This window comes from Saccharothrix sp. CB00851 (assembly GCF_001905065.1).
Lineage (GTDB): Bacteria > Actinomycetota > Actinomycetes > Mycobacteriales > Pseudonocardiaceae > Actinosynnema.
On record NZ_LWLC01000017.1, the window covers coordinates 96,222 to 122,112 of the forward strand.

Consider the following 25,891-nt stretch of genomic DNA (forward strand, 5'->3'; position numbering starts at 1 on the left):
ACCCCACCACCGAGCCCGACCCCACCACCGAGCCCGACCTCACCACCGAGCCGCAGCTCAACGACCGGCCCCTCACCGACATTCCGTCACCCGCTCCACCGCCCCCAACTCCGGCGAAACGCGCCCCGACACTCCCCCTTGCGACATCCCCGCCTGCGACGGCACCTCGACCTCGCGCGCAAGCGCCGGGTCGAGCCCTTCCACCCGTTCCACCATGGCCTCCACCTGCGCGATCAGGTCGGCCCACTCGGGCCGGTGCAGGCGCTCCCGGACCACCCAGCGCAGCGTGCGGACCTCCGCCCGCAGCCGCTCGAACTGCTCCGCGTCGAGACGTTGCGCGGACGGGTGGTCGAGCTTGCTCGAGAGCACCCTCACCCGGGTCCCGATGTCCACCAGCGACCTCCGGCGTCGTGCGTTGTCATACGGCACGCACGCAGTGTCGCAGGCGACACCGACAAATCCACAAGCCTCGAGGTCAACGGGTCGAACTGATGGTGGCGCTGGCGAGCACCAAGTCGCCCGCCGCCGCGTCCTCCCGGTACACCGCGACCGCCTGACCAGGGGCGACGCCGCTCAACGGCTCCCGAAGGTGAACCAGCAGCTCACCATCGACGACTTCGGCCACCGCAGGCGCCAGGCCGCCGTGCGCGCGCACCTGCGCCACGCACTCCACCGGCCCGTCGAATTCGATCCGCGTCACGGGCCGCCGCGCGACGATCTCGGTCACCTTCAGCTTCTCCGCCGCGCCGACCCGCACCGTGCCGCTCACCGGCTCCAGCGACAGCACGTACCGGGGCCGCCCGTCGGGCGCGGGCGCGTCGATGCCCAGGCCCTTGCGCTGGCCGACGGTGAACTCGTGCACGCCCACGTGCCGCCCGAGCACCGCGCCGGTCTCGTCGTCGACCAGCACACCGGGCTGCTCGCCCAACCGCCGGGTCAGGAAGCCGCGGGTGTCGCCGTCGGGGACGAAGCAGATGTCGTGGCTGTCGGGCTTGTCCGCGACCTGGAGCCCACGCTCGGCGGCCTCGGCGCGCACCTGTGCCTTGGTCGAGTCGCCCAGCGGGAACATCGCGTGCGACAGCTGCTCGTGCGTCAACGACGCCAGCACGTACGACTGGTCCTTGCCGTCGTCCGCCGAACGGCGCAGCTCCAGCACACCGTCCACAGTGGACAACCGGGCGTAGTGCCCGGTGCACACCGCGTCGAAGCCGAGCGCGATCGCCTTGTCCAGCAACGCCTCGAACTTGATCTTCTCGTTGCACCGCAGGCAGGGGTTGGGCGTGCGGCCGGCCGCGTACTCGGCCACGAACTCGTCCACGACCTCCTCGGTGAACCGCTCCGCGAAGTCCCAGACGTAGAACGGGATGCCGAGCACGTCCGCCGCGCGCCGCGCGTCCCGGGCGTCCTCGATCGTGCAGCAGCCGCGCGCGCCGGTGCGCAACGTGCCCGGCTTCGCCGACAGCGCCAGGTGCACGCCGGTCACCTCGTGCCCCGCCGCCACCGCCCGCGCCGCAGCCACGGCGGAGTCCACCCCGCCGCTCATCGCCGCCAGCACCCTCATGCCCGTCACACCTCCGCCGTCGCCTTGCCCGCAAGCCTCTTCAACCCAGCGATGCCCGCTGTGCGGGCCCGCTCCACCACCGGGCCGATCACCTCGGCCAGTTCGCGCACGTCGGCCGCCGTGGAGGTGTGGCCGAGCGAGAACCGCAGCGAACCGCGCGCCAACACGGGGTCCACGCCCATCGCCAGCAGCACGTGGCTGGGCTGCGCCACGCCCGCCGTGCAGGCCGAACCGGTGGAGCACTCGATGCCCTTGGCGTCCAACAGCATCAGCAGGCTGTCGCCCTCGCAGCCGGGGAACGTCAGGTGCGCGTTGCCGGGCAGCCGGTGCACCGGGTCGCCGTTCACCGCCACGTCCGGCACCACGCGCCGCACCGACGCCACCAGCTCGTCGCGCAGCGCGGCGAGTTCCGCCGCCGACTCGGCCTGGTGGTCCACCGCGTGCCGCACCGCCGCGGCGAGGGACACGATCGACGGCACGTCGAGCGTGCCGGACCGTACTTCCCGTTCCTGCCCGCCGCCGTGCAGCACGGGTGTCGTCGTCACGTCACGGCCCAGCAGCAGCACGCCGACGCCGTACGGCCCGCCGAGCTTGTGTCCGGTGAGCGTGAGCGCCGACGCGCCGGAGGCGGCGAAGTCGACCGGCACCGCGCCGACGGCCTGCACCGCGTCGGTGTGGAACGGGATCGCGCGCCCGGCGGCCAGCTCCGCCAGCTCGGGCACCGGGTTGATCGTGCCGACTTCGTTGTTCGCCCACATCGCGGTGACCAGGGCCACGTCGTCGTCCAGGGCGTCGCGCAGCGCCTCGGGCCTGATCCGGCCCAGTCCGTCGGGCTCCACCCAGGTGACCTCGGCGCCCTCGTGCTCGGCCAGCCACTGCACGGCGTCCAGCACGGCGTGGTGCTCGACCGACGTGGCCACCACGCGACGGCGGCGGGACGTGCGGCGGGACCAGTAGATGCCCTTGACCGCGAGGTTGTCGCTCTCCGTGCCGCCGCTGGTGAAGATCACTTCGGAGGGGCGCGCGCCGAGGGCGTCCGCGATGTCCTCCCGCGCTTCCTCGACCAGCCGCCGCGCCCGCCGTCCCGAGGTGTGCAGCGACGAGGCGTTGCCCGTCGTGGACAACGCCCGTGTCATCGCCTCGATCGCCTCGGGGAGCATGGGGGTCGTGGCGGCGTGGTCGAAGTAGGCCATCAGCTTTCCAGGGTAGCCCTGCCCAGCCGCCCGGCGAGCACCGCACCGAGCACCGCGACCCCCACCATCAGCAGGTCGAACGGCACCACGGCGGCCGTCGGCGCGGTGGCCGAGGCGAACGTGGTGACCAGCACACCGCCGAGGCCGACCAGCAGCGCCGAGCCGAGCATGTCGCTGATCTGCAGGGCCGAGGAGTTGAACCCCCGGTCGACCTCGGACGACGCGCCGAGGGTGAGCACGCTCAGGCTCGACATGGCCATCCCCATTCCCGCTCCGGCGATCGCCCACAGCACCGGGGTCGCCCACGCCGGACCCCATGCCGGTGCGATGAGCGTCACTCCGGAAATACCCGCGGCGTTGAGCACGAACCCCCAACGCACCAGCTTCTCGCGCGGGATGTCCGGCCTGCGGGACTGCCACCAGGCGGCGCTGGACCAGCCGAGCGCGCTCAGCGTGAGCGGGATGCCGGCGGCGATGGCCGAGTAGCCGTGCACGGCGGTCAGCGTCAGCGGGATGAACGCCTCGGCCGCGAAGAACGAGCCGGCGAGCAGCGCTCGGGCCAGGATCGTCACCGGCAGGCCGCGACGCGCGGTGAGGGTTCCCTTGGGCAGCAGCACGCGCAGCGCGGGTGCCAGCACCGCCAGTCCGACCAGGCCGATCACCAGGTTCAGGCCGTGCGGGTGCTGCGCGGCCCAGCTCAGCGCCGCGACACCGAGCCCGGCGCCGAGCGCGGCCAACGGCAGCCCGCGCCGGGTGTTGGAGTCCGGGGTGTGCGGCGGCAGGTTCCGCAGCACGGGCACCAGCAGCAGCACGCCCAGCAGCACGAACGGTGCCAGTCCCAGGAACACCCAGCGCCAGCTCAGCGCCTCGGTCAGCCACCCGGAGACCGCCGGTCCGACCAGCGACGGCACCACCCACGCCGACGCGAGCATGCCGAACACCGCGGGCCGGTCCCGTTCCGGGTAGACCAGCCCGATCAGTACGTAGACCGCGACCACCTGCGCACCGCCGCCGAAGCCCTGCAGCACCCGGCCGAGCAGCAGCAGCGACATGTCCTGGGCGAGTCCGGCGACGAGCAGGCCGACCAGGAACAGCGCGGGTCCGACCAGCAACGACGGCCGCGGCCCGCGCAGGTCGCTGAGCCGTCCGGACAGCACGGTGGCGACCACGCTGGCGGCGAGGAACGCCAGGAACGGCCACGCGTAGAGGTCGTTGCCGTCGAGGTCGGCGACCATCTGCGGCATCGCCGTGCTGACGCCCATGTTCTCGAACGCGAGCAGCGTGACGAGCAGGATGATCCCGACCGTCGGGCCTCGCCGTTCAGGTGTCCACAGGTTGCTCTTGGCGGGCGCGTCGGTCGTCGTCGTCACGGCTCAATGGTTCAACCTCCACCCAGGTCGAGGTCAAGGCCATATGACGCAGTTCAGGACGCGTCCGGTCCGCGCGCACGTGTGGTGCGAACAGCCCACGTGGTGGTCGGTGTCGCGGCACTAGGTTCGCCGGTGATCCATTCGTGCCCGAAGGAGAACCCGTGCGTCAGCGCTTGACCGTCCTGCTCGCTTCCCTCGGCTTGGCCCTCGGCGGGCTCGCCGTCACGGCGGTCCCGGCGTCCGCCGCGAGCTACGGCTACATCAACTGGACCAACAACTGCAGCGGCCCGAGGTTGTTCTCCATCATCTACGCCAGCGGGTCGAAGGCGGGCGAGCTCGTCGTGCAGCAGGCCGACGTGCCCGCCGGCGCGAAGCGCAGCCGGCAGGTCCAGTCGGGCTACACCTACAACGTGACCAAGAGCGGCAGTTGGGGCAAGGTGACGATCTACAACATCTCCGGCCGGGTCCACTCCGTGTCGGTGAAGGCCTGCTGAGGCGGTGCCCCGCGGTCCGCGGGTGGCCCGCACTGGGGGTGCGGGCCACCCGCGGACCCGTCAGGCGGCCTGTGCGGTCTTCGAGGTGGCGTGCACCCGTTGCGCGGGCACCGCGACCGGGTTGTACGCGACCCGTTCGGACTCCTGCTGCACGAGTGCCGCCAGTTCCCGCCGGGTCGACGCGCGGCCGGGTGCGACCTCGTCCAGCACGTGCACCTCCACCACCAGCCCGCGCGAGCGCAGCACCCGCCGCATCGAGTCGACCAGCGTGTCGGACCCGATGAACGCGGGCCGGGTGGACGTCGTGGAACCCTGCAGGTACCGCAGCACCACCGGCCGCACCGGCACGCCGGCGTCCAGCGCGGCCTGGAACAGCGCCGGCCGGTAGCGCCCGGACGCCACGCCGCACCACGTCGTCCCCTCGGCGTGGATGCCGACGGCCGCGCCGTCCCGCAGTGCCGCCGCCAGTTCCGCCACCGTCCCCGGCAGCAGCGACAGCCGCTCCCGGTCCAGGTAGACCGTCCGGGCGGCGGTGATCAGCCGGCCCAGCACCGGCCAGTCGCGGATGTCGCGCTTGGCCACCATCCGGATCGGCTGCACGGCGTCGATCGCCAGTTCGTCCAACCAGGACACGTGGTTGGACACCACGAGCACACCACGTCCCGGGTTGTCCTGGAACACCGGCCCGACCACCCGCAGCCGAACGCCGAACGCCCGCAGCAGCGCCCGGAACCAGCGCCGCAGCAGCACCGAACGCGCCTGCCCGCGCACGCAGAGGACCGCGAGGACCACGAGCACCCCGGACAGCATCACGGCCGACGCCGTCACCACCCGCCACACCACCCGCACCGTGCCGACGGAGGCCGTCGAGTGGTCGACGCACCCGTCGCCGCACGGCGACACGGGCATCCACGCGTGCTTGCTCACGCCGTCTCCCCGAGGAAGAACTTCAGGTACCGCTGGTCGACGCGTTCCATCCCGAGCAGCACGGGCAGGTCGGCCACGCCGAAGTCGGCGTCCAGCGCGGGCCGCCCGCACACCCACGCGCCCAGCCGCAGGTACCCCTTGAGCAGCGGCGGCAGCACGGTCTTGTCCGGCCGCGCCACGGAGTCGACGTCCCACGGCGTCAACGGCGTCACCCGGTACTCCTCGGGCGCGTGGTGCTTGGCCCGCACCACGTCCCAGACGCCCGCCGCGAACGAACCGCCGTCGTGCAGCGGCACGGAGGCGCAGCCGATCAGCCACGAGTGCCCGGACAGCAGCATGTACCGGGCGATCCCGGCCCACACCAACGACACCACGGCGCCGTTGCGGTGGTCGGGGTGCACGCACGACCGGCCGGTCTCCACCAGCGACGGCCGCAGCGCGTCGAGGGCGGACAGGTCGAACTCGCCGTCGGAGTACAGCCGGCCCGCCTCGGCGGCGCGCTCGGGCGGCAGCATCCGGTAGGTGCCGACGATGTCGCCGGTCCGGTCGTCGCGCACCACGAGGTGGTCGCAGTACTGGTCGAAGTAGTCGACGTCGTGCCCCGGCACGGAGCTGTGCAGCACGGCGCCCATCTCGGTGGCGAACACCTCGTGCCGCAGCCGCTGCGCGGCCACGACCTCGTCGCTGTCACGCGCGACCAGCAGGGAGTAGCGCGGCGCGTCGGAAGCGGCGTCACCGGTGCTGACAAGCAGTTGCGGCTGCGTCATGGCTCTGGTCTACCGACCGGTTGGCGACCGGGAGCAGGTCGTTCCGATGACGCCTCAGTGGCAGGTCGGTTAAGCCGCGGTGTGGTCGTGAACGGCGCGGGGGCCGCCTCGCGTGCGGCGAGACGGCCCCCGTGGACGAACCGGCAGGTCAGCCCTTGCGCTTGGCGACTTCCTCGGTCAACTGCGGCGCGACCGCGAACAGGTCGCCCACGACGCCGAAGTCGGCGATCTCGAAGATCGGCGCCTCCGGGTCCTTGTTGACCGCGACGATCGTCTTGGACGTCTGCATGCCCGCCCGGTGCTGGATCGCGCCGGAGATGCCCAGCGCGATGTACAGCTGCGGCGAGACCGTCTTGCCGGTCTGGCCGACCTGGAACTGGTGCGGGTAGTAGCCGGAGTCCACCGCGGCCCGGGACGCGCCCACCGCCGCGCCGAGGCTGTCGGCCAGCTTCTCGACGACCTCGAAGCTCTCCGCGCTGCCCACGCCACGACCACCGGACACGACGACCGACGCCTCGGTCAGCTCCGGGCGGTCGCCGCCGACGACCGGCTCGCGGCCGGTCACCTTGGTGACCAGCGCCGGGTTCGCGGCCGGCAGCTCGACGGCCTGCTCGACCGCGTCCGCCGGGGACTCGGACGCCTCGACGCCACCGGGGCGCACGGCGATGACCGGCACGCCCTTGGTGACCTTGGACTTCACCACGTACGCGCCACCGAAGATCGACTGCGTGGCGACGCCCTCGCCGTCGAGGTCGACGGCGTCGTAGAGCAGGCCGGAGTCCAGCCGCACGGCGAGCCGGCCCGCGACCTCCTTGCCCTCCAGCGTCGCCGACACCAGCACGGCGGCGGGCGACGCGGTGCCCGCGATCGCGGCGAGCGCGTCCACCTTCGGCGTGACCAGGTGGTTGACGGCGTCCTCGGACTCCACCGCGTACACCTTCACGGCGCCGTAGCGGCCCAGGGACTCCCTCACCTTGCCCGCGGTGCCGGGCGATCCGACCACCACCGCGGCCGGCTCGCCGAGACCGCGCGCGGCGGATAGAAGCTCATAGGTGACCTTCTTGACCTCGCCGTCGACGTGGTCGACGAGGACGAGTACCTCAGACATTGGATTCCTCGCCTTCAGATGAGCTTCTGGCCGACCAGGTACTCGGCGATCTTCGCACCGCCGTCACCCGAGTCCTCGACACGCTGACCGGCACCGCGCGGCGGCTTCGGCGCCGACTCCAGCACCTGCGACCAGGCGGCGCCCAGGCCGACCTCGCCCGCGTCCAGCCCCAGGTCGGCGACCGTGAGCGTGCTGACCGGCTTCTTCTTCGCCGCCATGATGCCCTTGAACGACGGGTACCGCGGCTCGTTGATCTTCTCGTTCACGCTGACCACGGCGGGCAGGCTCGCCTCCAGGTGCGCGACGCCCTCGTCGGTCTCCCGCTCGGCCTTCACCGTGCCGCCCTCGACGGTGAGCTTGCGCACCTGCGTGACCTGCGGCACGCCCAGCAGCTCGGCCAGCATCGCCGGCACCGCGCCCGCGCGGCCGTCGGTGGCCTCGTTGCCCGCGATGACCAGGTCGTAGCCCTCGATCGTGCCGATGGCCTTGGCCAGCACCTTCGCGGTGGTGAGCGCGTCGGAACCGTGCAGGGCCTCGTCGGAGATGTGCACCGCCTTGTCCGCGCCCATGGAGAGGGCCTTGCGGATCGCGTCGGTCGCGCGGTCGGGACCCATCGCGACGACGGTCACCTCGCCGCCGTGCGCCTCCTGGAGCAGCAGCGCCTCTTCCACGGCGCGCTCGTTGATCTCGTCGAGCACGGCGTCCGCGGACTCGCGGTCGAGGGTGTGGTCGGCGTCGGCGAGCTTGCGCTCGGACCAGGTGTCGGGCACCTGCTTGACCAGGACGACAATGTTCATGGGTCCTCTTCGACCTCCTGCGGACGGGCGGCGACGTGGGTGGGCGACGGTAGTTGCCTGCGGTCGCCGGATTGCTCGTGACCCTGCCATGTCATCGCCGCATTGGCATGGTGGTGTCTGCCACCCGCATGTTACCCACCGGTAGCACGGGTGCAAACGACAGCAAGCACCCCCGACGGGTGATGATGCTCACTGGTGCGTTCCAGGCTATTCGGACAATGTCGTCTGTCCGCACGATGGCGTTACAGACACTCCCCCTATTGGGCTACGTTCGAGCGCATGTCACGGCGAGTAGCGATTGTCACGGACTCCACCGCCTGCCTGCCGCCGCAGTTGACCGAAAAGCTCGGCGTGACCGTCGCGCAGATCCAGGTGCGCATCGGCGACTGGGTCGAGGACGAGGTCCGCGTGCCCGTGCCGAAGCTGGTCGACGCCCTGCGCGGGCAGCTGGACGTGGCCACCGCGCCACCCGACCCCGGCGCGTTCTTCTGGTCCTACGCCGACGCGGCCGCCTCCGGCGCGGAGGCGATCGTGTCGCTGCACGTGTCGACCGGCCTGTCCCAGACCGTCGAGGCGGCCCGGCAGGCCGCCGCCCAGGCGCAGGTCCCGGTGCACGTCGTGGACACGCAGACGTGCGGCATGAGCCTCGGCTACGCGGTCGTCGCCGCCGCCACCGTGGCCGCCGCGGGAGGTGACGCGAACCGCGTCGTGTCGGCCGCGCAGCACACCGTCCGGCGCAGCAGCGAACTGCTGTACGTCGACACGTTGGAGTACCTGAGGCGCGGTGGTCGGATCGGCAAGGCCGCCGCCCTGCTCGGCTCGGCGCTGTCGATGAAACCGCTGTTGACCGTCATCGACGGGCGGATCGCGCCGCTGGACAAGGTGCTCGGCACCGAGCGGGCGGTGCGCAAGCTGGTCGAGATCGCGGTCAAGCGGGCCGGTCAGGAGGCCGTGGACATCGCGGTCGAGCACTTCGACGCGGCCGATCGCGCGGGCAGCGTGCTGGAGCAGCTGCGCGCGAAGCTGCCCAACGTGCGGCGGTTCCTGGTGACCCAGGTGAGCTCGGCGATCGGCGCGCACGTCGGCCCCGGGGCGGTGGGCGTGACCGTTTCGCCGGTTTAGGAACTCCGTGCGGGGTTTGAGCGTTGAGCGTGCAGGGAAGGAGGTGGACATGGCATCTCTGTTCAGCAAGCTCGCCGCGTTCGCCCGCAGTCCGCAGGGCCGTCGGGTCACCGAGCAGGTCAAGCAAGCGGCGCGCGACCCCCGCAACAAGGCCAAGGCCCAGCAGCTGCTGCGCAAGTTCCGCAAGCGCTGACAGCCGCCGCCGTTCAGCGGCCCGCTACCGGTCGGATTCCCGGCGGGCCGCTTCGGCCGTGCGCCGGACCGGCTCCGACCGCACCGACACCTGGATGACCATCGGCTCACCGGTTTCGTCGGCAGGCTCGGCCGGCCCGGATGATGCCGCGGGCCCGGCCGGCTCGGTGACCGGTTCGGCGCCCTCGGCCGCTTCGGCGACGGCCTCGGCAGGTCCGGCAGGTTCAGCGGGCCCGGTGACCTCGGCGGCGGGCTCGCCCCGTTCGGCAACCGCCACCAAGTCGGCCGTTGTCGCATCCTCCGCGGGTGGTTCGAGCGGTTCGGGCGTCGGCCCGGTGCGCACCACGTGCATCCGGCGCACGGCGTCCTGCCGCACCGGCAGCTCGGTCCCCGGCGGCGGATCCGGCACCAGGGCCAGGTTCGGTCGGGCGGATCGCGGTGCGGGCAGCGCGGTCGGGATGCCCATCACCGGGTTGCGGTGGATCGGCTTGGTCGCGTAGTCCTGCGGCGGGAACAGCGGTTCCGGCCGGGGCACCGGCGGTGGCGGTGTCGGTTCGGCGGCGGGTTCGGGTGGTTGTTCGCGCCGGAGCATGACCGCCGTCAGCACGCAGCCCGCCGCGAACGACAAGGCGCACAGCCCGAACACCACCGCCACCCCGGACATCACCCATCCTCACTCGACCGGACGGCCTGCCCGCCCGGCCCGATCGGGAACTCCCCCGCCGGTTCGACCGTCGGCCGCACCGGCGCCTTCGTCGGACGCGTGACCGCGCCCGCGGCCTCGCCGCCGTGGACGGCGAAGACCGGTACCAAGCCCACGACCGCCAAGCCCACCGCGGACAGCAGGACGAGCCGCAACGCCATCAAGCACCGACCCGTGCGCCGTCGGTCGCCGCCTGCCCGACCTCCGGCGGCACGACCTCCACCGCTTCCACGGCCACCGGTTCCGCGTTCACCTGCTCGGCGGTCGTCTGCTCCGGGATCAGGCTGGGCACGCGGTCGGCCGCCGTGTCCAACGCGACGCGGGCCGAGGCGAACTGGGCGGCCACCGTCTGGCGCAACTCGCGCAGCTCGTCGGCCTGCCGCTGGACCTCGTCGATGCGCCTGCTCGCCTCACGGGCGGCGAGCTTGATCAGGAACGCGGCGCGCGCCTTCGCCAGCTCCTCCTGCTCCGCGAAGTGCTGCTCGGCCTCGTGGCGGCGCCGGTTCATGGTCAGCTCGAAGAAGTTCTGCGCCTTGGTGCGCTTGGCGTCCGAGTCGGCCTCCAGCTGCGCGCACCGCTCGGCCGCCTCCCTCAGCACGCGGTCCGCCTCCTGCTTCGCCTTGGCCACGGCGGCCGCGCACTCGGCCTCGACCTCCTCGGCCCGGGCCCTCAAGTGCGCCTCGACCTCGGCCTGACGGCGTTCGAGGTCGACCTCGCGCTGGTCCAGCTCGGCGGCCCGCTGGTTGGCCGCGTCACGCTGTTCCCGCGCGTGCGCGTCGGCCTCGGCCCGCTGCGCGGCCAACTCCTCCTCGACCCGGCGCCGCAGGTCCGCCAACTCCGCCTCGGTGCGCTCGCGCAACGCCGCGACGTCCTGCTCGGCGCGCAGCCGCAGGTCGTTCGCCTCGTCCTCGGCGAGCGTCAGCATCCGGTGCAGCCGCTCGGACGCGCCGGTGGTCGTGTTGGGCGACTTCTCCAGCCGCTCGATGCGGGCCCGCGCCGCGTCCAGGTCGCCGCGGGTCATCTCCAGCAGCTTGCGGAGGTCGGCGGCCTGGGCCAGCGCCTCGGCGCGGTCGAGGGCGTTGTACTTGAGCTGCTCGTCCAGGTTCTCCAGGTGCTCGATCACCTGACGGCGGTGGAAACCTCGGTAGACGATGTCGAAACCCGCGTGCAGCGGAACAATCTCCGGCTCTTTCGCACCCATGGCGGCCCCGCTCGTTCGAAGATTGGCCGAGGGTACCGAGCGTAAGGCACCCAACCGGCACATGACCACCCTCGACTACCCTGGTGCGATACCGTCGATGCGTGCCGCTGGCTGCGGAAACACCATCAGGGAAGATCGGCCCAGCCTCGGCTTAGGTCACCCGATAGTGCTGCTTTCCCGAATCGACCGATTCATTGTTAATGCACACAGCAACAAATACCGACAATCGAGTGGCGACAAGTTCACACGAAACAGTGACAGCCCAACGGACGGGCGATGCCTACCCACGAGTAACGAGCAACTAGTCTGGTCGGGTGACCGTCGAGCCGCTGCCCCTCACCGGTGAGCGCACCGTGCCCGGGATCGCCGAGGAGAACTACTGGTTCCGGCGCCACGAGGCGGCGTACCTGGACCTGGTCCGGCACTGCGGCGGCGCGGTGGTGCTGGAGGCCGGCTGCGGCGAGGGCTACGGCGCCGCGCTGATCGCCCGGCACGCCGAACGGGTCGTCGCGCTCGACTACGACGAGCTGACCGCGACGCACGCCGGCCGCGCGTACCCGGAACTGGCGGTGCTGCGCGGCAACCTGGCGTCGTTGCCGCTGCGCGACGCGAGCGTGGACGTGGTGGCGAACCTGCAGGTCATCGAGCACCTGTGGGACCAGGAGGGGTTCCTGGCCGAGTGCGCGCGGGTGCTGCGACCCGGCGGGCGGCTGCTGGTCACCACGCCGAACCGCATCACGTTCTCCCCCGGCCGCGACACGCCGCTCAACCCGTTCCACACCCGGGAACTGGCGCCCGCCGAGCTGCACGAGCTGCTGGTCGGCGCCGGTCTGCGGGTCGAGCTGCTGGCCGGTCTGCGGCACGGCCCGGCGTTGCGCGCGCTCGACGAGCGGTTCGGCGGGTCGATCATCGACGCGCAGGTGGCCGTGGTGGTGGACGGTGGCGACTGGCCCGAGGACCTGCTGGCCGCCGTGGCGTCGGTGCGCGCGGAGGACTTCGAGATCACCACCGACGACCTGGACGCGAGCCTGGACCTGGTGGCCGTGGCGGTGCGCCCGTGACGCACGAGGGGACGTTCTGCCTGGTCCTGCACAGCCACCTGCCGTGGCTGGCGCACCACGGCGCCTGGCCGGTCGGCGAGGAGTGGCTGTACCAGGCGTGGGCGCACTCGTACCTGCCGGTGGTGGACCTGCTGGAGCGGTTCGCCGCCGAGGGCCGCGAGGACGTGCTGACGCTGGGCGTCACGCCGATCCTGGCCGCGCAGCTGGACGACCCGTACAGCCTGCGCGGCCTGCACGACTGGTTGGGCAACTGGCAGCTGCGGGCGCACAGCGCGTCGTCCCGGCTGCCCGACCTGGCCACGCGCGAGCACCGCGCGTCGGCGTGGGCGTTGGACCGCTTCGAAACGCGCTGGCGGCACGGTTTCTCGCCGGTCCTGCGGTCCCTTGTGGACTCGCGGGTGGTCGAACTGCTGGGCGGACCGGCCGCGCACCCGTTCCAGCCGCTGCTCGACCCGCGGCTGCGGGCGTTCTCGTTGCGGACGGGCCTGGACGACACCGCGTTGCGGATCGGGACGACGCCGGAGGGCATCTGGGCGCCGGAATGCGCGTACGCGCCGGGCCTGGAGCACGACTACGCGCGGGCCGGTGTGCGGCGGTTCCTGGTGGACGGGCCGTCGCTGCGCGGCGACACCGCCGCGGGCAGGCCGGTCGGCACGTCGGACGTGGTGGCGTTCGGGCGTGACCTGGAGGTGTCGTACCGGGTGTGGTCACCCAAGGTCGGCTACCCGGGCGACCCGGCGTACCGGGACTTCCACACCTACGACCACCCCAGCGGGCTCAAGCCGTCGCGGGTGACGGGCAAGCACGTCGAGCCGTCCGACAAGCGGCCGTACGACCCGGACCTGGCGGCACAGGCCGTGCAGCGGCACGCGGCGGACTTCGTGGACACCGTGGTGCGGCGGCTGCGGGCGTTGAAGGAGCAGCACGGCAAACCGTCCCTGGTGGTCGCCGCGTACGACACCGAGCTGTACGGGCACTGGTGGCACGAGGGTCCGGCGTGGCTGGAAGCGGTGCTGCGGCTGCTGCCCCCGGCGGGGGTGCGGGTGACGACGTTGCGCGGCGCCGTCGAGGCCGGGCACGTGGGCACGCCGGTCGACGTGCCGCCGTCGTCGTGGGGCTCGGGCAAGGACTGGCAGGTGTGGAACGGGCCGCAGGTCGTCGACATCGTGCACGGCAACGCCGAGGTGCAGCGGGAACTGCTCGCGCTGGACCTGTCCGGCGTGGTGCGCGACCCGGTCGCCGACCAGGCCGTGCGGGAGGCGTTGCTGGCGCTGTCCAGCGACTGGGCGTTCATGGTCACCAAGGACTCGGCCGCCGACTACGCCCGGTACCGGGCCAAGGTGCACGCGGACCGGTTCAGCGAGCTGGTCGCGCTCCGGCGAGCCGGGCACGGGCGTGCGCGGGCGGCCGAACTGCGCCTGGTCGACGGCCCGTTCGGCCACCTCGACGCGCGAGGGCTGGCCAGGTGACGCCGCCCCGGGCCCGCGAACCCCTGCCCCTAGCCGCCACCGGCACACTGCCCGCAGACTGGACCGCCGTGCGAGGTCGCGTCGATCAGGCGGCCGTCCGGAAAGCAGCGGCAGTCGAACACGAGGATGGCCCATGCGCGTGCTGATGTTGTCCTGGGAGTACCCGCCGGTCGTCGTCGGCGGATTGGGCCGGCACGTGCACGCGCTGGCCGGGCACCTGGCGGCGCAGGGGCACGAGGTGGTCGTGCTGTGCCGGCAGCCCGCCGGGTCGGACGCGATCACGCACCCGACGACGGACAGCGTGGTCGACGGCGTGCGCCTCATCCGGGTGGCCGAGGACCCGACGCACCTGGTGTTCGAGCGGGACCTGGTGGCGTGGACGCTGGCCATGGGTCACGCGATGACGCGCGCCGGGTCGAGGTTGCTGGCGGACTGGCGGCCGGACGTCGTGCACGCGCACGACTGGCTGGTCACGCACCCCGCGATCGCCCTGTCGGAGGTGTGTGGCGCGCCGCTGGTGGCGACCGTGCACGCGACGGAGGCCGGGCGGCACAGCGGGTGGCTGTCGCAGACGTTGAACCAGCAGGTGCACTCGGTCGAGTGGTGGCTGGCGAACCGGGCGGACGCGCTGATCACGTGCTCGTCGGCGATGAGGACCGAGGTGGCGCACCTGTTCGAGGTGGACCCGTCGTCCGTCACGGTGCTTCACAACGGCATCGAGCCACGCCGGTGGCGCGTGCGTTCCTCCGACGTGGCCGCCGCGCGAGCCGCGCACAGCCCGTCCGGTGCGCCGCTGCTGCTGTTCTTCGGTCGGCTGGAGTGGGAGAAGGGCGTGCAGGACCTGATCGCCGCCCTGCCCCGCATCCGCCGCATCCACCCCGGCACGCGGCTGGTCGTGGCCGGCACCGGGACGCACCGGGATTGGCTCGTGGAGCAGGCGCGCAAGCACAAGGTGCGGCGGGCGGTCGACTTCGTCGGCCACCTGCCGGACCGCGCGTTGGCGGCGGCGCTGGCGGCGGCGGACGCGGTCGTGCTGCCGAGCAAGTACGAGCCGTTCGGCATCGTCGCGCTGGAAGCGGCGGCGGCCGGCACCCCGTTGGTCGCGTCCACCGCGGGCGGCTTGGGCGAAGTCGTGTTGGACGGCGTCACCGGCCTGTCCTTCGCGCCCGGCGACATCGAGGCCCTGGCCGGCGCGGTCCGCTCCGTCCTGGACGACCGCCCCGCCGCCCAACGCCGAGCCCGCGCCGCGAAGTCCCGCCTGGGCACCGACTTCGACTGGTCGAAGATCGCCGAGGACACCGTCGCGGTCTACCACTCCGCCACCATCCACGACCACCCGCCGCTGGGCCGCCCCAAGATCCCGACCGGCAACGTGTTCCTCTAGGCCTCCATGCGCCGGAGCGCATCGAGCGCCGAGGCCAGGTCAGGGAAGGTCCCCACGACCTTGTGCGCGGCAAAGGTAGTCCTGGACGAAGCCGAGAATGCCCTCCTCGGCGGCGGGCCCCTCCCGCGGGCCTGCCGCACCACGAACGAGTCGATCAGCCGCTCGTACAGCTCGGCCTGGGACAGGTTCTCGTCGTCCAGCCGACCGCTCTCCGCGTCGGCCGCGTAGATGGCCAGCATGAGCAGGATCAGCGGCTGCCGGGCCAGGTCGCCGTGGCGGAGCAGGTCCTCCAGAGCGAGGGGCCGGAAGTCCGGGGTGGCGGTGTTCGCGGTGTTCCACGCGTCGAGCCACTTGCCGATGCGGGGATTGTCGAACTCCTCCAGCTTCACGATCGGCACACCGTGCGGGATGCGCGCCCGGTCCACGACGAGGGTCCTCGACGTGATGACGACCGCCACCGGCCGACCCACGGCGGCCTCGCCCTGCTGGAAGTCGCGCACCTGCTTGATGTAGTTGGACTGCGTCACGCCGCTCGCCTGGACCAGCTCGTCGAACCCGTCCAGCAGCACGACGCGGATGCTGTCGTCGCACTCGTCGGCGAGCCTGCCCCAGTCGACCTTCTCCGCCAGCACATCGGTCAACGCCGTCTCGATCTGCGCCCGGACCGCGTCGTCGGCGTTGACCTTGCGCAGCTGGACGTTCACCACCGTGTACCCGGACGCGGGCAGCCGGGCCGCGAGCACCTCCATCAGCAGCGACTTGCCCGCGCCGGGGTGCCCCAGCACCAGCGACGGCCGATCGGTGCTGGTCGGGCTCGACAGGTGCGCCGCCAGGAACGCGTCGATGTCCTCCTCGACCGCGGTGTGCGACGACCACCACTCCTCGGACGACGGCACGGCTTCCTCGTCGTGCACGGCGACCCGGTAGCGGGGTGCGACGAAACCGCGTTCCACGGACGGGAAGCGGGCGTTGACGGGGTGGGTGTCCTGGTCGGTCCGGAGCAAGGGCTTGGCGAGCGTGGCCGTCGCCGCCCGCTCCAGCTTCGCCCGGTAGGAACGGTCCGGCTGGGACCTCGACGACGTGGCCGACAGCAGCAGGGCGAAGCGCTCCAGCGATTCGGCCTGTGCGGCCAGGGCTCGCGCCAGCTGCGCGTTACCCGCCTCGACGGCGGCGCGCGTGGCCGAGTGCTCGCCGATGAACGTCCAGACCCCGAACTCCGGGATCGCCGACGCCAGTCCGAGGTAGTGGTGCTCGTAGTGCTCGACGCTTCCCCCGGCGACCGTCGACAGCCAGCCGTGGTCCAACCCGGCCGACAGGGCGGGCCACTGCGCCAGCCCGGAGAGGAAGTCCGCCACCGCCGCCGCGGTCCTGGAGAAGAAGTGCTTGAGCGGGCCTTCGAGGTTCTGCTGGAAACCGCGCGTGGCGTCGGGGGCCGGGACGTCCAGCTCCGCCAACGCGGGCAGGGCGGAGGCCTCGTTCTTCCCCGCCGGCTCGACGCCGAGCATCCGGAACTTCTCGCGATCGGTGATGTCGAGCCGGTCGAACGCGGGCCCGAGCTGGTCGCGGAAGGCGTCGAACACCGAGTTCACGGCGATCACGGTGTGTGCGGCGGACACCAGTTCCTGGCGGTGCACGCCGGACAAGCCGGTCATCTTGGCCGAGACTCCGTCGAGCACCTTCCGCAACGACGACATGGCCTCGTTCTTGGGGTCGATCAGCCCGAGGACGTCCGCCCCGCCGAGCGCGCCACCGGCCAGGATGGCGCCGCCCAACGCCATGTCGAACTTCTCCAACCACGGCCGTTCGTACTTCCCCAGCACGCGAAGAGCGCCCGTGTACGTGAATAACTCAGGTCGTGACACGGGCGCTCCACGAGGCGGGACGGCGGATTTCAGCCGATCCTAGGGGTCACGAAGGCAGCTGCGGCAGGAGCATGCGGCGGCCCGCGACGATGCCGCCGTCCACCGGGATGGCGGCGCCGGTCAGGTACGCCAGGTCGTCGGACGCCAGGGCGAGCACGGCGCGGGCGATGTCGTCCGGTGACGCGATCCGCTTCAGGCCGTCCACGTTCAACCGGCCCAGCGCGACCTTGGCCTGGTTCCACGTGGCTTCGTCCAACTCGGCCGGGCGGATCATCGGGGTGTCGGTGATGCCCGGCATGATCGCGTTCACGCGGATGCCGTCCACGCCGTACTCCAGGGCCGCCGACTGCACCAGCGCGCGCACGGCCTGTTTCGTCGCCTGGTAGGTGGACAGGCCGGGCCTGCCGACGATCGCGCCGACGGACGAGTTGACGATGATGTGCCCGCCGCCGCCCGCCCGCAGGTGCGGCACCTGGTACTTCATCGCCAGGAACACGCCGCGCGCGTTCGTGTTCATCACGTCGTCCCACTGCTCGACCGTGACGTCGTCCAGGTCGGCGTTGACCTGCACGCCCGCGTTGTTGAACGCGATGTCCACCCGCCCGTACCGCCGCACCGCGCCATCCACGAACTCCCGCACGGACGACGGCACCCGCACGTCGGCGGCGATGTAGGTGGCGTCACCGCCCGCCTCGCGGATGGACCGCTCCACCTGCCGCCCCAGCGCGGTCCGCCTGCCGCAGAACGCCACCTTCGCACCGGCCGCCGCGAACGCCCGCGCGGTGGCCTCGCCGATGCCCGACGTCGCGCCGGTGATCTGCACGACCTTGCCCGCGTAGCGGCCCCGCGCACCCCGGTCCTCGGCCGCGGCCAGGCCGGGCACCGCGGCCAGGCCGGCCCCGACGACCCCCGCGCCGAGCATCCCGCCCAGCACGGCACGCCTGCTGTGGTCAGCGTTCATCACAACCCCCAGGACTAAAAGCAACACGATGTTGCTTTTAGTCTCCCGGCGGATCGTCCTTCGCGCAACAACGAGTTGCGTTAAGGTCCTCGCCGTGCCCGAGCCACGCCGTCGTCCCGGTGGTCGCAGCGCGCAGGTCCGCGCCGCCGTGCTGGAAGCCGGCCTCGCCGAACTGGCCGCGGCCGGCTACCACAACCTGAGCCTGGAAGGCGTGGCCCGGCGCGCGGGCGTCAACAAGACGACCGTCTACCGGCGCTGGGGCACGAAGGAGGCGTTGCTGCTCGACGCGATCCGCGCCCGCGCGACCGACCGGGTGCCCATCCCGGACACCGGTGACCTGCGGGAAGACCTGCTCGCCCTGGTCCGAGCCGCGATCGCGAACCTGACCGCGGTCGAGGTGCAGGCGATGGTGCGGGTCGCCGTCGCCCTCTCGCCGCACGACGACGCGGTGGCCGCGACCAGCCGCGCGTTCTGGACCGAACGCCTCGCGGTGGACGGCGAGGTGGTCCGCCGTGCCGTCGAACGCGGCGAGATCGCGCCCGTCGACCCCGAGCGGGTGATCGAGGCGGTGCTCGGGCCGCCCTACTTCCACCTGTTGGTGACCGGCCGGCTGGTCACCGACGAGTTCCTGGTCGCCACCGTCGACCTGGTGGTGGACGGCCTCAGACGGTGAGCACCAGCTTGCCCGTGGTCCGGTTGGCCTCGCCGACCTCGTGCGCCTTGACGACGTCCTCCAGCGGGAACGTCTCGGCGACGACCGCCCGCAGCTCTCCGCGCTCCACCAGCCCGGCCAGGTGCTCCAGCGCGGCGTGGTCCGGCGCCACGGACACGGTCTTGGCGCCCACACCGAGCGCCTCGGCCTTGACGAGCAGTTCGGGCAGCCGGCTGGGGTCGGTCAGGCCCACGTACACCCCGCCCGGCTTGAGCACCCGCATCGACCGCTCTTCGTAGTCGCCGCCGACCAGGTCGACCACCACGTCGACGCCGCCCAGCTCGCCGAAGTCCCGCGTCCGGTAGTCCACCAGCTCGTCGGCGCCCAGCTCGCGCAGCAGGTCGTGCTTGCCCGCGCTCGCGGTGCCGATCACCCAGGCGCCGAGGGATTTCGCCAGCTGCACGGCGACGTGCCCGACACCACCCGCGGCGGCGTGGACCAGCACCCGATCGCCCGGCTTGACCTCGGCGGCCTCGGTCAGGACCTGCCACGCGGTGAGCGCGGCCAGCGGCAACGCCGCCGCCTGCACGTGGTCGACGTTGGCGGGCTTGCGGGCGAAGTGGCGCGCGGGCGCGACGACGTACTCGGCGTACGCACCGGCCGGGCGCGGCAGGTGGGGCATCCCGAACACCTCGTCACCGACCCGGAACCGGTTCTCCCCCGCCGGCACGGCCGCCACGACGCCGGAGACGTCCCACCCCGGCACCCACGGCGTGGTGAACCAGTAGCCGTGACGGCGCACCAGCCAGTCGAACGCGTTCACGCCCGCCGCGCGCACCTCCACCAGGATCTCGCCCATCGCCGGCTCCGGCTTCGCGACCGTCCGCACCCGCATCGCCTCGGGCTCGCCGAAGGCCTCGACCACAACCGCACGCATCTCGTTCGTCATGGTCGAAAGGATCATCCACGGTGGTACCTGTTGTGAAGAAGGCACCTGAATGGTATCTAGGTACCTCGTGTATACCGTCACTGACCTGCGCGCTCACGGCGGCGCGGACGCCTACCTCCGCACCTGCGCCTCACGAGCCGTGCTCGACCTGCTGGCCAACAAGTGGGTGTGCCTGGTCGTCGCCGCCCTGCGGCCCGGCACCATGCGCTTCGGCGAACTCCGCCGCCGCCTCGACGGCATCACCCAGAAGATGCTCACCCAGACGCTCCGCGACCTGGAACGGGCCGGTCTCGTGCACCGCGCCGTGTACCCCAGCGTGCCGCCGCGCGTCGAGTACAGCCTCACGCCGCTGGGTGACGACGTGGGTGGGCTGATGGACGCGATCAGGGCGTGGTCGGAGAACCACATCGAGGACATCCGCGCCGCGCAGGAGGCGTACGACCGCAAGGCCGGCGAGGAGCTGCAGCCGGTCTAGTGCCGCGACCGGCAGCCTTTGCCCCGTGTTCCGACGGTCAGACGGGTGGATCGCGGTGCCGGCCCCACGTCCTCATCCTGGCCGGATGGGGGCGTGGGGGCGGTGCCGCGAGGCGCCCTGCTGAGCGCCGGAAGACGCGGTGAAGGTTGCCGGTCGTGGCACTAGGAACCGTTGCGGGACTGCTCCAGGGCTTCCCGCGCCTTGCGGGCCATGTCGGCGACGGCGGCCCGGCGCACCGCGTCGGCCTCGTAGTCGGCGCGGCGGTCCTTGACGACCCGCGCCGGCAGGCCGACGGCGATCTTGAAGTCCGGCACGTCACCGCGCACCACGGCGTGCGCGCCGATCACGCACCCGCGCCCGATCCGCGTGCCGCGGGTCACGGTGACCTTCGTGCCGAGCCAGCAGTCCGGCCCGATGCGCACCGGCGACTTCACGATGCCCTGGTCCTTGATCGGCAGCGTGATGTCCGCCGTCACGTGGTCGAAGTCGCAGATGTAGACCCAGTCGGCGATCAGCGTGGCGGCGCCGATCTCCACGTCGAGGTAGCAGTTCACCGTGTTGTCCTTGCCGAACACGGCCTTGTCGCCGATCCGCAGGGAACCTTCGTGGCAGCGGATGGCGTTGCCGTCACCGATGTGCACCCAGCGGCCGATCTCCAGCCGGCCGTAGCCGGGGCGGCAGTGCAGCTCGACCTTCTTGCCCAGGAACACCATGCCGCGCAGCACCACGTGCGGGTTCGCGATCCGGAACTTCAGCAGCCGCCAGTACCGCACCAGGTACCAGGGCGTGTACGCGCGGTGCCGCAGCACCCAGCGCAGCGAGGCCAGGGTGAGGAACCTGGCCTGCGCCGGGTCGCGGCGCGACCGACGCCACCTCGTCCACACCGGCGCACCCCACATGCTCGTCACGAACGGCACTCTAACTTCCGGTCCCGACCAGTAAAGTGCCAGGTCGCCGTGCCGTTGGACGCACAACTGGGGGACGCGTGCCAGGGATCCGGATTCGCAGACGGCCCGCCGACCGGTCCAGGCTGAGCCGGCTCCGGGCCGGGCAGCACCGGCGCGGCGACGTGCGGCGGCCCGCGAGGTCGTGGACCTGGCTGGAGCTGGCCGCGCTGCTGCTCACCGGTGTCCCGATCGCCATGGTGGTGCTCAAGACGCTGCTGTTCGCCGACTTCGACGCCCGGCTGATCCGGGTGCTCGGCCGGCACATCGACTTCGCCGCGGTCGCGTTCAGCGCCTTCAGCCCGACGTTCATGGTGCTGCCCGCGTTCGCGTTCATCGCGCTGTACGCCGTGGTCCCCAAGACCACGAAGGGCCGCGTGGTCCGCGGTGCGCTCTTCACGGTGGTCCTCCTGTCCTGCGCCCTGCTCCCGCTGCTGTTGGCCGGGATGATGGTGCTCGGGGTGGCGGCCACCTGGCTGCAGGTGCGGAACATGCGCGAAGCGCACGGGTTCAGCCGTCGCACGGTGACGACCATCCTGGCCGTCCCGCTGATCGCCGGCACGCTCGCGATCAACCTCTACGGTGTGCAGTTCTGGCTGCCCACCGAGGCGGTCGAGCGGACCGACGGCACGCGGCTGGTGGGCTACGTGGTCGAGTCCGGCGACCACGACCTGACGTTCATCGCGCACGACACGCGCCGGCCGGAGATCCTGCGGCAGGACTCGGTCCGGGCCCGGACGCTGTGCACGCTCACCGACGTGCGGCCCGGCACGATCGGCCACGCGCTGACGACCCCGGCCTACAAGCTCGCGATCCACCGCCGGCCCAACCCGCCGCTGCTGCCGCGCTGCTGACGACCCGGCCACGTGATTCGCACGCCGTGCCACAGTGGTGCCCGTGACGACTCCGTTGATCATCGACACCGACCCCGGCGTGGACGACGCGTTCGCCCTCGCCCTCGCCGCCGCCAGCCCCGAGGTCGACCTGATCGGGGTGACCACGGTCTTCGGCAACGTCTCGCTGGAGAACACCACCCGCAACGCCCTGCGCCTGCTCGCCCTGCTCGGCCGCGACGACGTGCCGGTGGGCGTGGGCGCGTCCCGGCCCTTGATCCACCCCCACCCGCACCTGTCCAGCGCACACGGCTCGGACGGCCTCTCCGGGTACGCCGACACGCTCCCCGAAGCCACCCGCGGCCCGGACGCCCGCGACGCCGTCACGCTCCTGCGCGAACTCCTCGACCAGGCCGACCGACCCGTCACGATCGTGCCCATCGGCCCGCTCACCAACATCGCCCTGCTGCTGGCCGCGCACCCGTACCTCAAGCCGAAGATCGGCCGGATCGTCGCCATGGGCGGCGGGGTCGGCGGCGGCAACGTCACCGCCACGGCCGAGTTCAACGTCTGGAGCGACCCCGAGGCCGCCCGCCGCGTGCTGGTCGAGGAGGACGTGCCGACGACGCTGGTCCCGATGGACCTCACCCGCCGGTGCGCGGTCAGCGCCGAGTGGCTGGACGCGCTGGCGAAGACGTCCGACGTCGCCGCCACGCTCGTCGGCCTCACGCCGTCCTACCTGGAGACCTACCGGCGGTTCCTCGGCTGGGACGGCATGGCGGTGCACGACGCGGTCGCGGTGGCCGAGGCCGTGCGGCCGGGGATCCTGAGCGGCACCCCGTTCCCGGTGGACGTCGACTGCTCGTTCGGCCCGAACCGGGGCGGCCTCGTGGTCGACCAGCGGCTGGAGGTGGACGCGCCGAAGACCCTCGACATCACGCTGGACGCCGACCTCGACGGCCTGCGCGCGTTCCTGTTCGACAGGCTAAGTGCGCTCGGCGTGCGCCAGTAGGTAGACGGGACGGCGGCCGATGCGCGTCAGCGCCACGGTCGCCTCACCCGACCCGGACAGCTTCAGCCTCGGCCGCACCGCGTTCGGGTCCACGTCCAGCCCGCGGACCAGGATCTCCAGCCGCCCCACGTCGTGCGCGCGCAGCACGGACCGCAACGCCTTCTCGCTGTAGTGCCCGTGCTCCACCACCCGGAACGCGCGCACGCCCGGCGGCGGCACCGGCCCGGTCAGGTAGGCGATCCGCTCGTCCAGCTGCGCCAGCCCGTGCCGCGCCGCGTAGTGCCGCACCAGCCCGGCCCGCACGACCGCGCCGTCCGGGTCGACCAGCCACTCACCCGGCTCGCCGACCCCGCAGTCGTCCGGCTCGGCGGAGGTGATCGTCCACTCCGGACCGTCCGACCGCAGCACGGTCGCCCGCCGCGTCACGCCCGGCGTGGCCAGGCCACGGGTCCACAGGCACGCCTCGCGCACCTGCCCGTCCAACGACACCAGCTCGACCTCGTCCGCCCACGGCGCGACCGCGAAGTCCACGCCCGGCGCGCACTTCACCGCCAGGTCACGCCCGGCGTAGGCGTCGGCCAGCTCGTCCAACGGCGGCGCGAAGTCCGCCGGGTGCCACGTGCGCCGCCCGCTCGCGTCCCGCCGGGCCGGGTCGGCGAGCACCGCCGTGCCACGCGACACCGGCCGCAACGCGTCGGCCCGGACCAGCGGCACCGCGTCGCCCAGGTTGTGCCGCGCCATCGCCAGCCGCACCGGGTCGAGGTCCGACCCGATCGAGCCCTCCGGCAACGCCGCGAGGTCCGCGCCGATCGAGCACGTCACGTCGTGCGCGGGCCCGGTGAACCGACGCGCCCGGTGCACCGCCACGGGGTGCGCGGTGGCCTGCTGCAACGCGTCGGAGGTGAACAGGCCGTCGGGGAAAGCGACCTTCGCCGCTGCCTTGCGCCGGAGCAGCAACGTCTCCAGCACGGCCGCGAAGTGGGTCGGCGAGACCTGCTTGGCCCGGTTCACGTCGGCCAGCCGCGACGCGGGCGTCAGCGGCAGGTCGGCCAGCGCCGACAACGCGGCGCACCCGGCGTCCGAACGCAGGTACGCCACGTCGTCGAGGCTGAACGCGTAGGCCACTAGAGCGGCTTGCGGCCCGTCACGGACACGTTGTAGAACACCTCGCGCGGCAGCACCTTGGCCAGCACGTTCTCGTCCACCCAGGACAGCCGCTGCCAGGTCTTGTAGGCGAACATCGCCCAGCCGAAGCCCAGCTTCTCGCGCGGCACGGCGGCCTCGAACGTGCGCACCGGCCAGCCGAACAACGCCGCCGACAGCTCCTCGGTCACCGCCCGCACCCCGACCGCCCCGGCCGACCGCGCGGTCCGCTCCAGGTCCGACGGGTCGAACGTGTGCAGGTCCACGACCGCTTCCAGCGCCGCCGCGCGCGAGGACTCGTCCAGCTCCTCCTGCGGCCGGCGCCAGTCGTTGAGCGGGCCGAGCTTGGTCACGTTGGTGGTCAGCCACCAGGTCAGCTGGCCGAGCTTGCGGGCGTAGAAGTTGCCGACGTTCGTCGGGTCGCCCGCGAACACGAACTTCCCGCCGGGCTTGAGCACCCGCAGCACCTCGCGCATAGCGGCGGGCACGTCCGGGATGTGGTGCAGCACCGCGTGCCCCACCACCAGGTCGAACGTGTCGTCGTCGTACGGGATGCGCTCGGCGTCGGCCACCCGACCGTCCACCGGCAGCCCCAGCTGCTCGGCGTTGCGCAGCGCCACCTCGACCATGCCCGGCGACAGGTCGGTGACCGAGCCGCGCTTGACCACGTCACCCTGCATGAGGTTGAGCAGGAAGAACCCCGTGCCGCAGCCCAGCTCCAGCGCGTGCTCGTACGGGCCCGTGTCACCCGCGACCGCCCGGAAGCGGTCCTTGGCGTAGGTGATGCAGCGCTCGTCGTAGGAGATCGACCACTTCTCGTCGTACGTGCCGGCTTCCCAGTCGTGGTAGAGCACGTTCGCGAGCTTGGGGTCTTTGTACGCCGCCTCGATCTCCTCGGCGGTGGCGTGCGGGTTCGGCTTGGGATCAACGGCCACTGAACTTCGCCTTCCCCGGGCCGTTCTCGATGAACGACGCCATGCCGGTCTTCTGGTCCTCGGTGGCGAACATCGCGGCGAACAGCTGGCTCTCCAGCTTCAGCCCGCTGCCCAGGTCGGTGTCCAGCCCGCCGTCGATCGCGGCCTTCGCGGCGGCGTACGCGCGCACCGGGCCGTTGACGAACTGGCCCGCCCACCGCTTCGCCGCCTCGTAGACGTCGTCGGGGGCCACGACCTCGTCCACCATGCCGATCCGCAACGCCTCCTCAGCGCCGACGAACCGGCCGGTGTAGATCAGGTCCTTGGCCCGCGACGGCCCGATCAGCCGCGGCAGGCGCTGCGTGCCGCCCATGCCGGGGATCACGCCGAGCAGGATCTCCGGCTGGCCGACCTTGGCGTTGTCGCCCGCGATCCGCCGGTCCGCGCACAGCGCCAGCTCGAACCCGCCACCCAGGGCGTAGCCGGTGATGGCGGCCACGGTCGGCTTGGGGATCTCCTCCACCGCGCGCAACGCCGACGTGAACGCGCCCGCGCGGGCCGCCATCTCGGCGTAGGACAGCTCGGCCATCTCCTTGATGTCCGCACCCGCCGCGAACACCTTCGGGCCGCCGTACACGATCACCGAGTAGACGTCGGCCCGGTCGGTCGCCTCCAGCGCGGCGGACCGGATCTCCTCCTGGACCTGCCGGTTGAGCGCGTTCATCGGCGGGCGGTCCAGCCGGATGGTGCCGATCCCGTCCTCGACTTCGAGCCTCACGAACTCAGCCACGCGGTCC

At 72.3% G+C, this 25,891-nt stretch carries 28 protein-coding genes; 10 read left to right on the forward strand and 18 right to left on the reverse strand.

The window, feature by feature from the left end:
- Positions 1 to 72: 72 nt before the first annotated feature.
- The 4 genes from A6A25_RS44075 to A6A25_RS18435 all read right to left on the reverse strand — a co-directional run bounded on the left by A6A25_RS44075 (position 73) and on the right by A6A25_RS18435 (position 4,124).
- The gene (locus A6A25_RS44075) at positions 73 to 393 is read right to left on the reverse strand and encodes a hypothetical protein (protein WP_073891717.1); all 321 of its coding nucleotides are present in this window, start codon (positions 391 to 393) and stop codon (positions 73 to 75) included.
- 82 nt (positions 394 to 475) lie between these two features.
- Complete coding sequence (gene mnmA, locus A6A25_RS18425; RefSeq protein ID WP_073891719.1) at positions 476 to 1,561, reverse strand: tRNA 2-thiouridine(34) synthase MnmA; 1,086 nt, start codon at positions 1,559 to 1,561, stop codon at positions 476 to 478.
- A gap of 5 nt (positions 1,562 to 1,566) precedes the next feature.
- Positions 1,567 to 2,754 (reverse strand): cysteine desulfurase family protein, encoded by a 1,188-nt coding sequence (locus A6A25_RS18430; RefSeq protein WP_073891721.1) that lies wholly within the window; start codon positions 2,752 to 2,754, stop codon positions 1,567 to 1,569.
- Complete coding sequence (locus A6A25_RS18435) at positions 2,754 to 4,124, reverse strand: MFS transporter (RefSeq protein ID WP_073891723.1); 1,371 nt, start codon at positions 4,122 to 4,124, stop codon at positions 2,754 to 2,756. Before A6A25_RS18435 ends, A6A25_RS18430 begins: the two co-directional genes overlap by 1 nt.
- 161 nt (positions 4,125 to 4,285) lie before the next feature.
- Here A6A25_RS18435 and A6A25_RS18440 point away from each other — a divergent pair, with 161 nt between their 5' ends.
- Complete coding sequence (locus tag A6A25_RS18440) at positions 4,286 to 4,618, forward strand: hypothetical protein (protein ID WP_073891725.1); 333 nt, start codon at positions 4,286 to 4,288, stop codon at positions 4,616 to 4,618.
- A 60-nt stretch (positions 4,619 to 4,678) separates the two neighbouring features.
- On the opposite strand, the gene A6A25_RS18445 is transcribed toward A6A25_RS18440, so the two are convergent.
- The 4 genes from A6A25_RS18445 to A6A25_RS18460 all read right to left on the reverse strand — a co-directional run bounded on the left by A6A25_RS18445 (position 4,679) and on the right by A6A25_RS18460 (position 8,217).
- A complete protein-coding gene (locus A6A25_RS18445; protein WP_241828774.1) occupies positions 4,679 to 5,545 on the reverse strand; it encodes a lysophospholipid acyltransferase family protein in 867 nt (288 codons plus the stop codon).
- Positions 5,542 to 6,312 (reverse strand): GNAT family N-acetyltransferase, encoded by a 771-nt coding sequence (locus A6A25_RS18450; protein ID WP_073891727.1) that lies wholly within the window; start codon positions 6,310 to 6,312, stop codon positions 5,542 to 5,544. The genes A6A25_RS18445 and A6A25_RS18450 overlap by 4 nt, the downstream gene beginning before the upstream one ends.
- 148 nt (positions 6,313 to 6,460) lie before the next feature.
- Positions 6,461 to 7,420 (reverse strand): electron transfer flavoprotein subunit alpha/FixB family protein, encoded by a 960-nt coding sequence (locus A6A25_RS18455; RefSeq protein ID WP_073891729.1) that lies wholly within the window; start codon positions 7,418 to 7,420, stop codon positions 6,461 to 6,463.
- A 14-nt stretch (positions 7,421 to 7,434) separates the two neighbouring features.
- Positions 7,435 to 8,217 (reverse strand): electron transfer flavoprotein subunit beta/FixA family protein, encoded by a 783-nt coding sequence (locus A6A25_RS18460; RefSeq protein ID WP_073891731.1) that lies wholly within the window; start codon positions 8,215 to 8,217, stop codon positions 7,435 to 7,437.
- Positions 8,218 to 8,496: 279 nt separating this feature from the next.
- On the opposite strand from A6A25_RS18460, the gene A6A25_RS18465 reads away from it, so the two are divergent.
- Both A6A25_RS18465 and A6A25_RS44765 read left to right on the forward strand, forming a co-directional pair.
- Positions 8,497 to 9,339: a DegV family protein gene (locus A6A25_RS18465; protein ID WP_073891733.1), complete on the forward strand. Its 843-nt coding sequence runs from the start codon at positions 8,497 to 8,499 to the stop codon at positions 9,337 to 9,339.
- A gap of 49 nt (positions 9,340 to 9,388) precedes the next feature.
- Complete coding sequence (locus tag A6A25_RS44765) at positions 9,389 to 9,532, forward strand: hypothetical protein (protein WP_181319953.1); 144 nt, start codon at positions 9,389 to 9,391, stop codon at positions 9,530 to 9,532.
- 24 nt (positions 9,533 to 9,556) lie between these two features.
- On the opposite strand, the gene A6A25_RS18470 is transcribed toward A6A25_RS44765, so the two are convergent.
- From A6A25_RS18470 to A6A25_RS18480, 3 genes are read right to left on the reverse strand one after another with little or no spacing between them, the layout of a single operon-like run.
- Positions 9,557 to 10,195: a hypothetical protein gene (locus tag A6A25_RS18470; RefSeq protein ID WP_073891735.1), complete on the reverse strand. Its 639-nt coding sequence runs from the start codon at positions 10,193 to 10,195 to the stop codon at positions 9,557 to 9,559.
- On the reverse strand, positions 10,195 to 10,395 hold the full coding sequence (locus A6A25_RS18475) for a hypothetical protein (RefSeq protein WP_073891737.1): 201 nt from the start codon (positions 10,393 to 10,395) through the stop codon (positions 10,195 to 10,197). The genes A6A25_RS18470 and A6A25_RS18475 overlap by 1 nt, the downstream gene beginning before the upstream one ends.
- Positions 10,395 to 11,435 carry a hypothetical protein gene (locus A6A25_RS18480; RefSeq protein WP_073891739.1) on the reverse strand — a complete coding sequence of 347 codons (1,041 nt, stop codon included), beginning with the start codon at positions 11,433 to 11,435 and terminating at the stop codon, positions 10,395 to 10,397. Before A6A25_RS18480 ends, A6A25_RS18475 begins: the two co-directional genes overlap by 1 nt.
- A 314-nt stretch (positions 11,436 to 11,749) precedes the next feature.
- On the opposite strand from A6A25_RS18480, the gene A6A25_RS18485 reads away from it, so the two are divergent.
- From A6A25_RS18485 to A6A25_RS18495, 3 genes are all read left to right on the forward strand, one after another.
- Positions 11,750 to 12,496, forward strand: coding sequence for a class I SAM-dependent methyltransferase (locus A6A25_RS18485; protein ID WP_073891741.1), 747 nt, complete (start codon positions 11,750 to 11,752; stop codon positions 12,494 to 12,496).
- Positions 12,493 to 13,965, forward strand: coding sequence for a 1,4-alpha-glucan branching protein domain-containing protein (locus tag A6A25_RS18490; protein WP_073891743.1), 1,473 nt, complete (start codon positions 12,493 to 12,495; stop codon positions 13,963 to 13,965). Before A6A25_RS18485 ends, A6A25_RS18490 begins: the two co-directional genes overlap by 4 nt.
- 133 nt (positions 13,966 to 14,098) lie before the next feature.
- Positions 14,099 to 15,349 carry a glycosyltransferase family 4 protein gene (locus A6A25_RS18495; protein WP_073891745.1) on the forward strand — a complete coding sequence of 417 codons (1,251 nt, stop codon included), beginning with the start codon at positions 14,099 to 14,101 and terminating at the stop codon, positions 15,347 to 15,349.
- Here A6A25_RS18495 and A6A25_RS18500 read toward each other — a convergent pair.
- The gene (locus A6A25_RS18500; protein ID WP_143193237.1) at positions 15,346 to 17,211 is read right to left on the reverse strand and encodes an NACHT domain-containing protein; all 1,866 of its coding nucleotides are present in this window, start codon (positions 17,209 to 17,211) and stop codon (positions 15,346 to 15,348) included. The genes A6A25_RS18495 and A6A25_RS18500 overlap by 4 nt on opposite strands.
- Positions 17,212 to 17,257: 46 nt before the next feature.
- Positions 17,258 to 18,172: an SDR family NAD(P)-dependent oxidoreductase gene (locus A6A25_RS18505; protein WP_073891749.1), complete on the reverse strand. Its 915-nt coding sequence runs from the start codon at positions 18,170 to 18,172 to the stop codon at positions 17,258 to 17,260.
- Positions 18,173 to 18,266: 94 nt separating this feature from the next.
- Here A6A25_RS18505 and A6A25_RS18510 point away from each other — a divergent pair, with 94 nt between their 5' ends.
- Positions 18,267 to 18,845, forward strand: coding sequence for a TetR/AcrR family transcriptional regulator (locus A6A25_RS18510; protein WP_073891751.1), 579 nt, complete (start codon positions 18,267 to 18,269; stop codon positions 18,843 to 18,845).
- On the opposite strand, the gene A6A25_RS18515 is transcribed toward A6A25_RS18510, so the two are convergent.
- A complete protein-coding gene (locus tag A6A25_RS18515; RefSeq protein ID WP_073891753.1) occupies positions 18,835 to 19,773 on the reverse strand; it encodes an NADP-dependent oxidoreductase in 939 nt (312 codons plus the stop codon). The genes A6A25_RS18510 and A6A25_RS18515 overlap by 11 nt on opposite strands.
- A gap of 67 nt (positions 19,774 to 19,840) precedes the next feature.
- Here A6A25_RS18515 and A6A25_RS18520 point away from each other — a divergent pair, with 67 nt between their 5' ends.
- Positions 19,841 to 20,248, forward strand: coding sequence for a winged helix-turn-helix transcriptional regulator (locus A6A25_RS18520; protein ID WP_241828775.1), 408 nt, complete (start codon positions 19,841 to 19,843; stop codon positions 20,246 to 20,248).
- Between the two features lie 161 nt (positions 20,249 to 20,409).
- Here A6A25_RS18520 and A6A25_RS18525 read toward each other — a convergent pair whose 3' ends face one another.
- Positions 20,410 to 21,156, reverse strand: coding sequence for an acyltransferase (locus A6A25_RS18525; RefSeq protein ID WP_073891798.1), 747 nt, complete (start codon positions 21,154 to 21,156; stop codon positions 20,410 to 20,412).
- 77 nt (positions 21,157 to 21,233) lie between these two features.
- Here A6A25_RS18525 and A6A25_RS18530 point away from each other — a divergent pair, with 77 nt between their 5' ends.
- Both A6A25_RS18530 and A6A25_RS18535 read left to right on the forward strand, forming a co-directional pair.
- The gene (locus A6A25_RS18530; RefSeq protein WP_143193238.1) at positions 21,234 to 22,046 is read left to right on the forward strand and encodes a hypothetical protein; all 813 of its coding nucleotides are present in this window, start codon (positions 21,234 to 21,236) and stop codon (positions 22,044 to 22,046) included.
- A 43-nt stretch (positions 22,047 to 22,089) separates the two neighbouring features.
- Positions 22,090 to 23,037, forward strand: coding sequence for a nucleoside hydrolase (locus A6A25_RS18535; protein ID WP_073891799.1), 948 nt, complete (start codon positions 22,090 to 22,092; stop codon positions 23,035 to 23,037).
- On the opposite strand, the gene A6A25_RS18540 is transcribed toward A6A25_RS18535, so the two are convergent.
- Genes A6A25_RS18540 through A6A25_RS18550 form a run of 3 tightly spaced genes read right to left on the reverse strand, consistent with a single transcriptional unit; the run spans position 23,011 to position 25,884 of the window.
- Positions 23,011 to 24,162: a THUMP-like domain-containing protein gene (locus A6A25_RS18540; protein ID WP_073891759.1), complete on the reverse strand. Its 1,152-nt coding sequence runs from the start codon at positions 24,160 to 24,162 to the stop codon at positions 23,011 to 23,013. The two genes, A6A25_RS18535 and A6A25_RS18540, sit on opposite strands and share 27 nt — an antisense overlap.
- Complete coding sequence (locus A6A25_RS18545; protein WP_073891761.1) at positions 24,162 to 25,115, reverse strand: class I SAM-dependent methyltransferase; 954 nt, start codon at positions 25,113 to 25,115, stop codon at positions 24,162 to 24,164. Before A6A25_RS18545 ends, A6A25_RS18540 begins: the two co-directional genes overlap by 1 nt.
- A complete protein-coding gene (locus tag A6A25_RS18550) occupies positions 25,105 to 25,884 on the reverse strand; it encodes an enoyl-CoA hydratase/isomerase family protein (RefSeq protein ID WP_073891763.1) in 780 nt (259 codons plus the stop codon). Before A6A25_RS18550 ends, A6A25_RS18545 begins: the two co-directional genes overlap by 11 nt.
- Positions 25,885 to 25,891: the final 7 nt, after the last annotated feature.

Bases quoted from the DNA above. Each gene is read 5' to 3' on its own strand.
- A6A25_RS18450 (WP_073891727.1), bottom strand. From the start codon at position 6,312: ATGACGCAGCCGCAACTGCTTGTCAGCACCGGTGACGCCGCTTCCGAC.
- A6A25_RS18480 (WP_073891739.1), bottom strand. From the start codon at position 11,435: ATGGGTGCGAAAGAGCCGGAGATTGTTCCGCTGCACGCGGGTTTCGAC.
- A6A25_RS18465 (WP_073891733.1), top strand. From the start codon at position 8,497: ATGTCACGGCGAGTAGCGATTGTCACGGACTCCACCGCCTGCCTGCCG.
- A6A25_RS18430 (WP_073891721.1), bottom strand. From the start codon at position 2,754: ATGGCCTACTTCGACCACGCCGCCACGACCCCCATGCTCCCCGAGGCG.
- A6A25_RS18505 (WP_073891749.1), bottom strand. From the start codon at position 18,172: ATGAACGCTGACCACAGCAGGCGTGCCGTGCTGGGCGGGATGCTCGGC.
- A6A25_RS18495 (WP_073891745.1), top strand. From the start codon at position 14,099: ATGCGCGTGCTGATGTTGTCCTGGGAGTACCCGCCGGTCGTCGTCGGC.
- A6A25_RS18470 (WP_073891735.1), bottom strand. From the start codon at position 10,195: ATGTCCGGGGTGGCGGTGGTGTTCGGGCTGTGCGCCTTGTCGTTCGCG.
- A6A25_RS18475 (WP_073891737.1), bottom strand. From the start codon at position 10,395: ATGGCGTTGCGGCTCGTCCTGCTGTCCGCGGTGGGCTTGGCGGTCGTG.
- A6A25_RS18460 (WP_073891731.1), bottom strand. From the start codon at position 8,217: ATGAACATTGTCGTCCTGGTCAAGCAGGTGCCCGACACCTGGTCCGAG.
- mnmA (WP_073891719.1), bottom strand. From the start codon at position 1,561: ATGAGGGTGCTGGCGGCGATGAGCGGCGGGGTGGACTCCGCCGTGGCT.
- A6A25_RS44765 (WP_181319953.1), top strand. From the start codon at position 9,389: ATGGCATCTCTGTTCAGCAAGCTCGCCGCGTTCGCCCGCAGTCCGCAG.
- A6A25_RS18515 (WP_073891753.1), bottom strand. From the start codon at position 19,773: ATGACGAACGAGATGCGTGCGGTTGTGGTCGAGGCCTTCGGCGAGCCC.
- A6A25_RS18455 (WP_073891729.1), bottom strand. From the start codon at position 7,420: ATGTCTGAGGTACTCGTCCTCGTCGACCACGTCGACGGCGAGGTCAAG.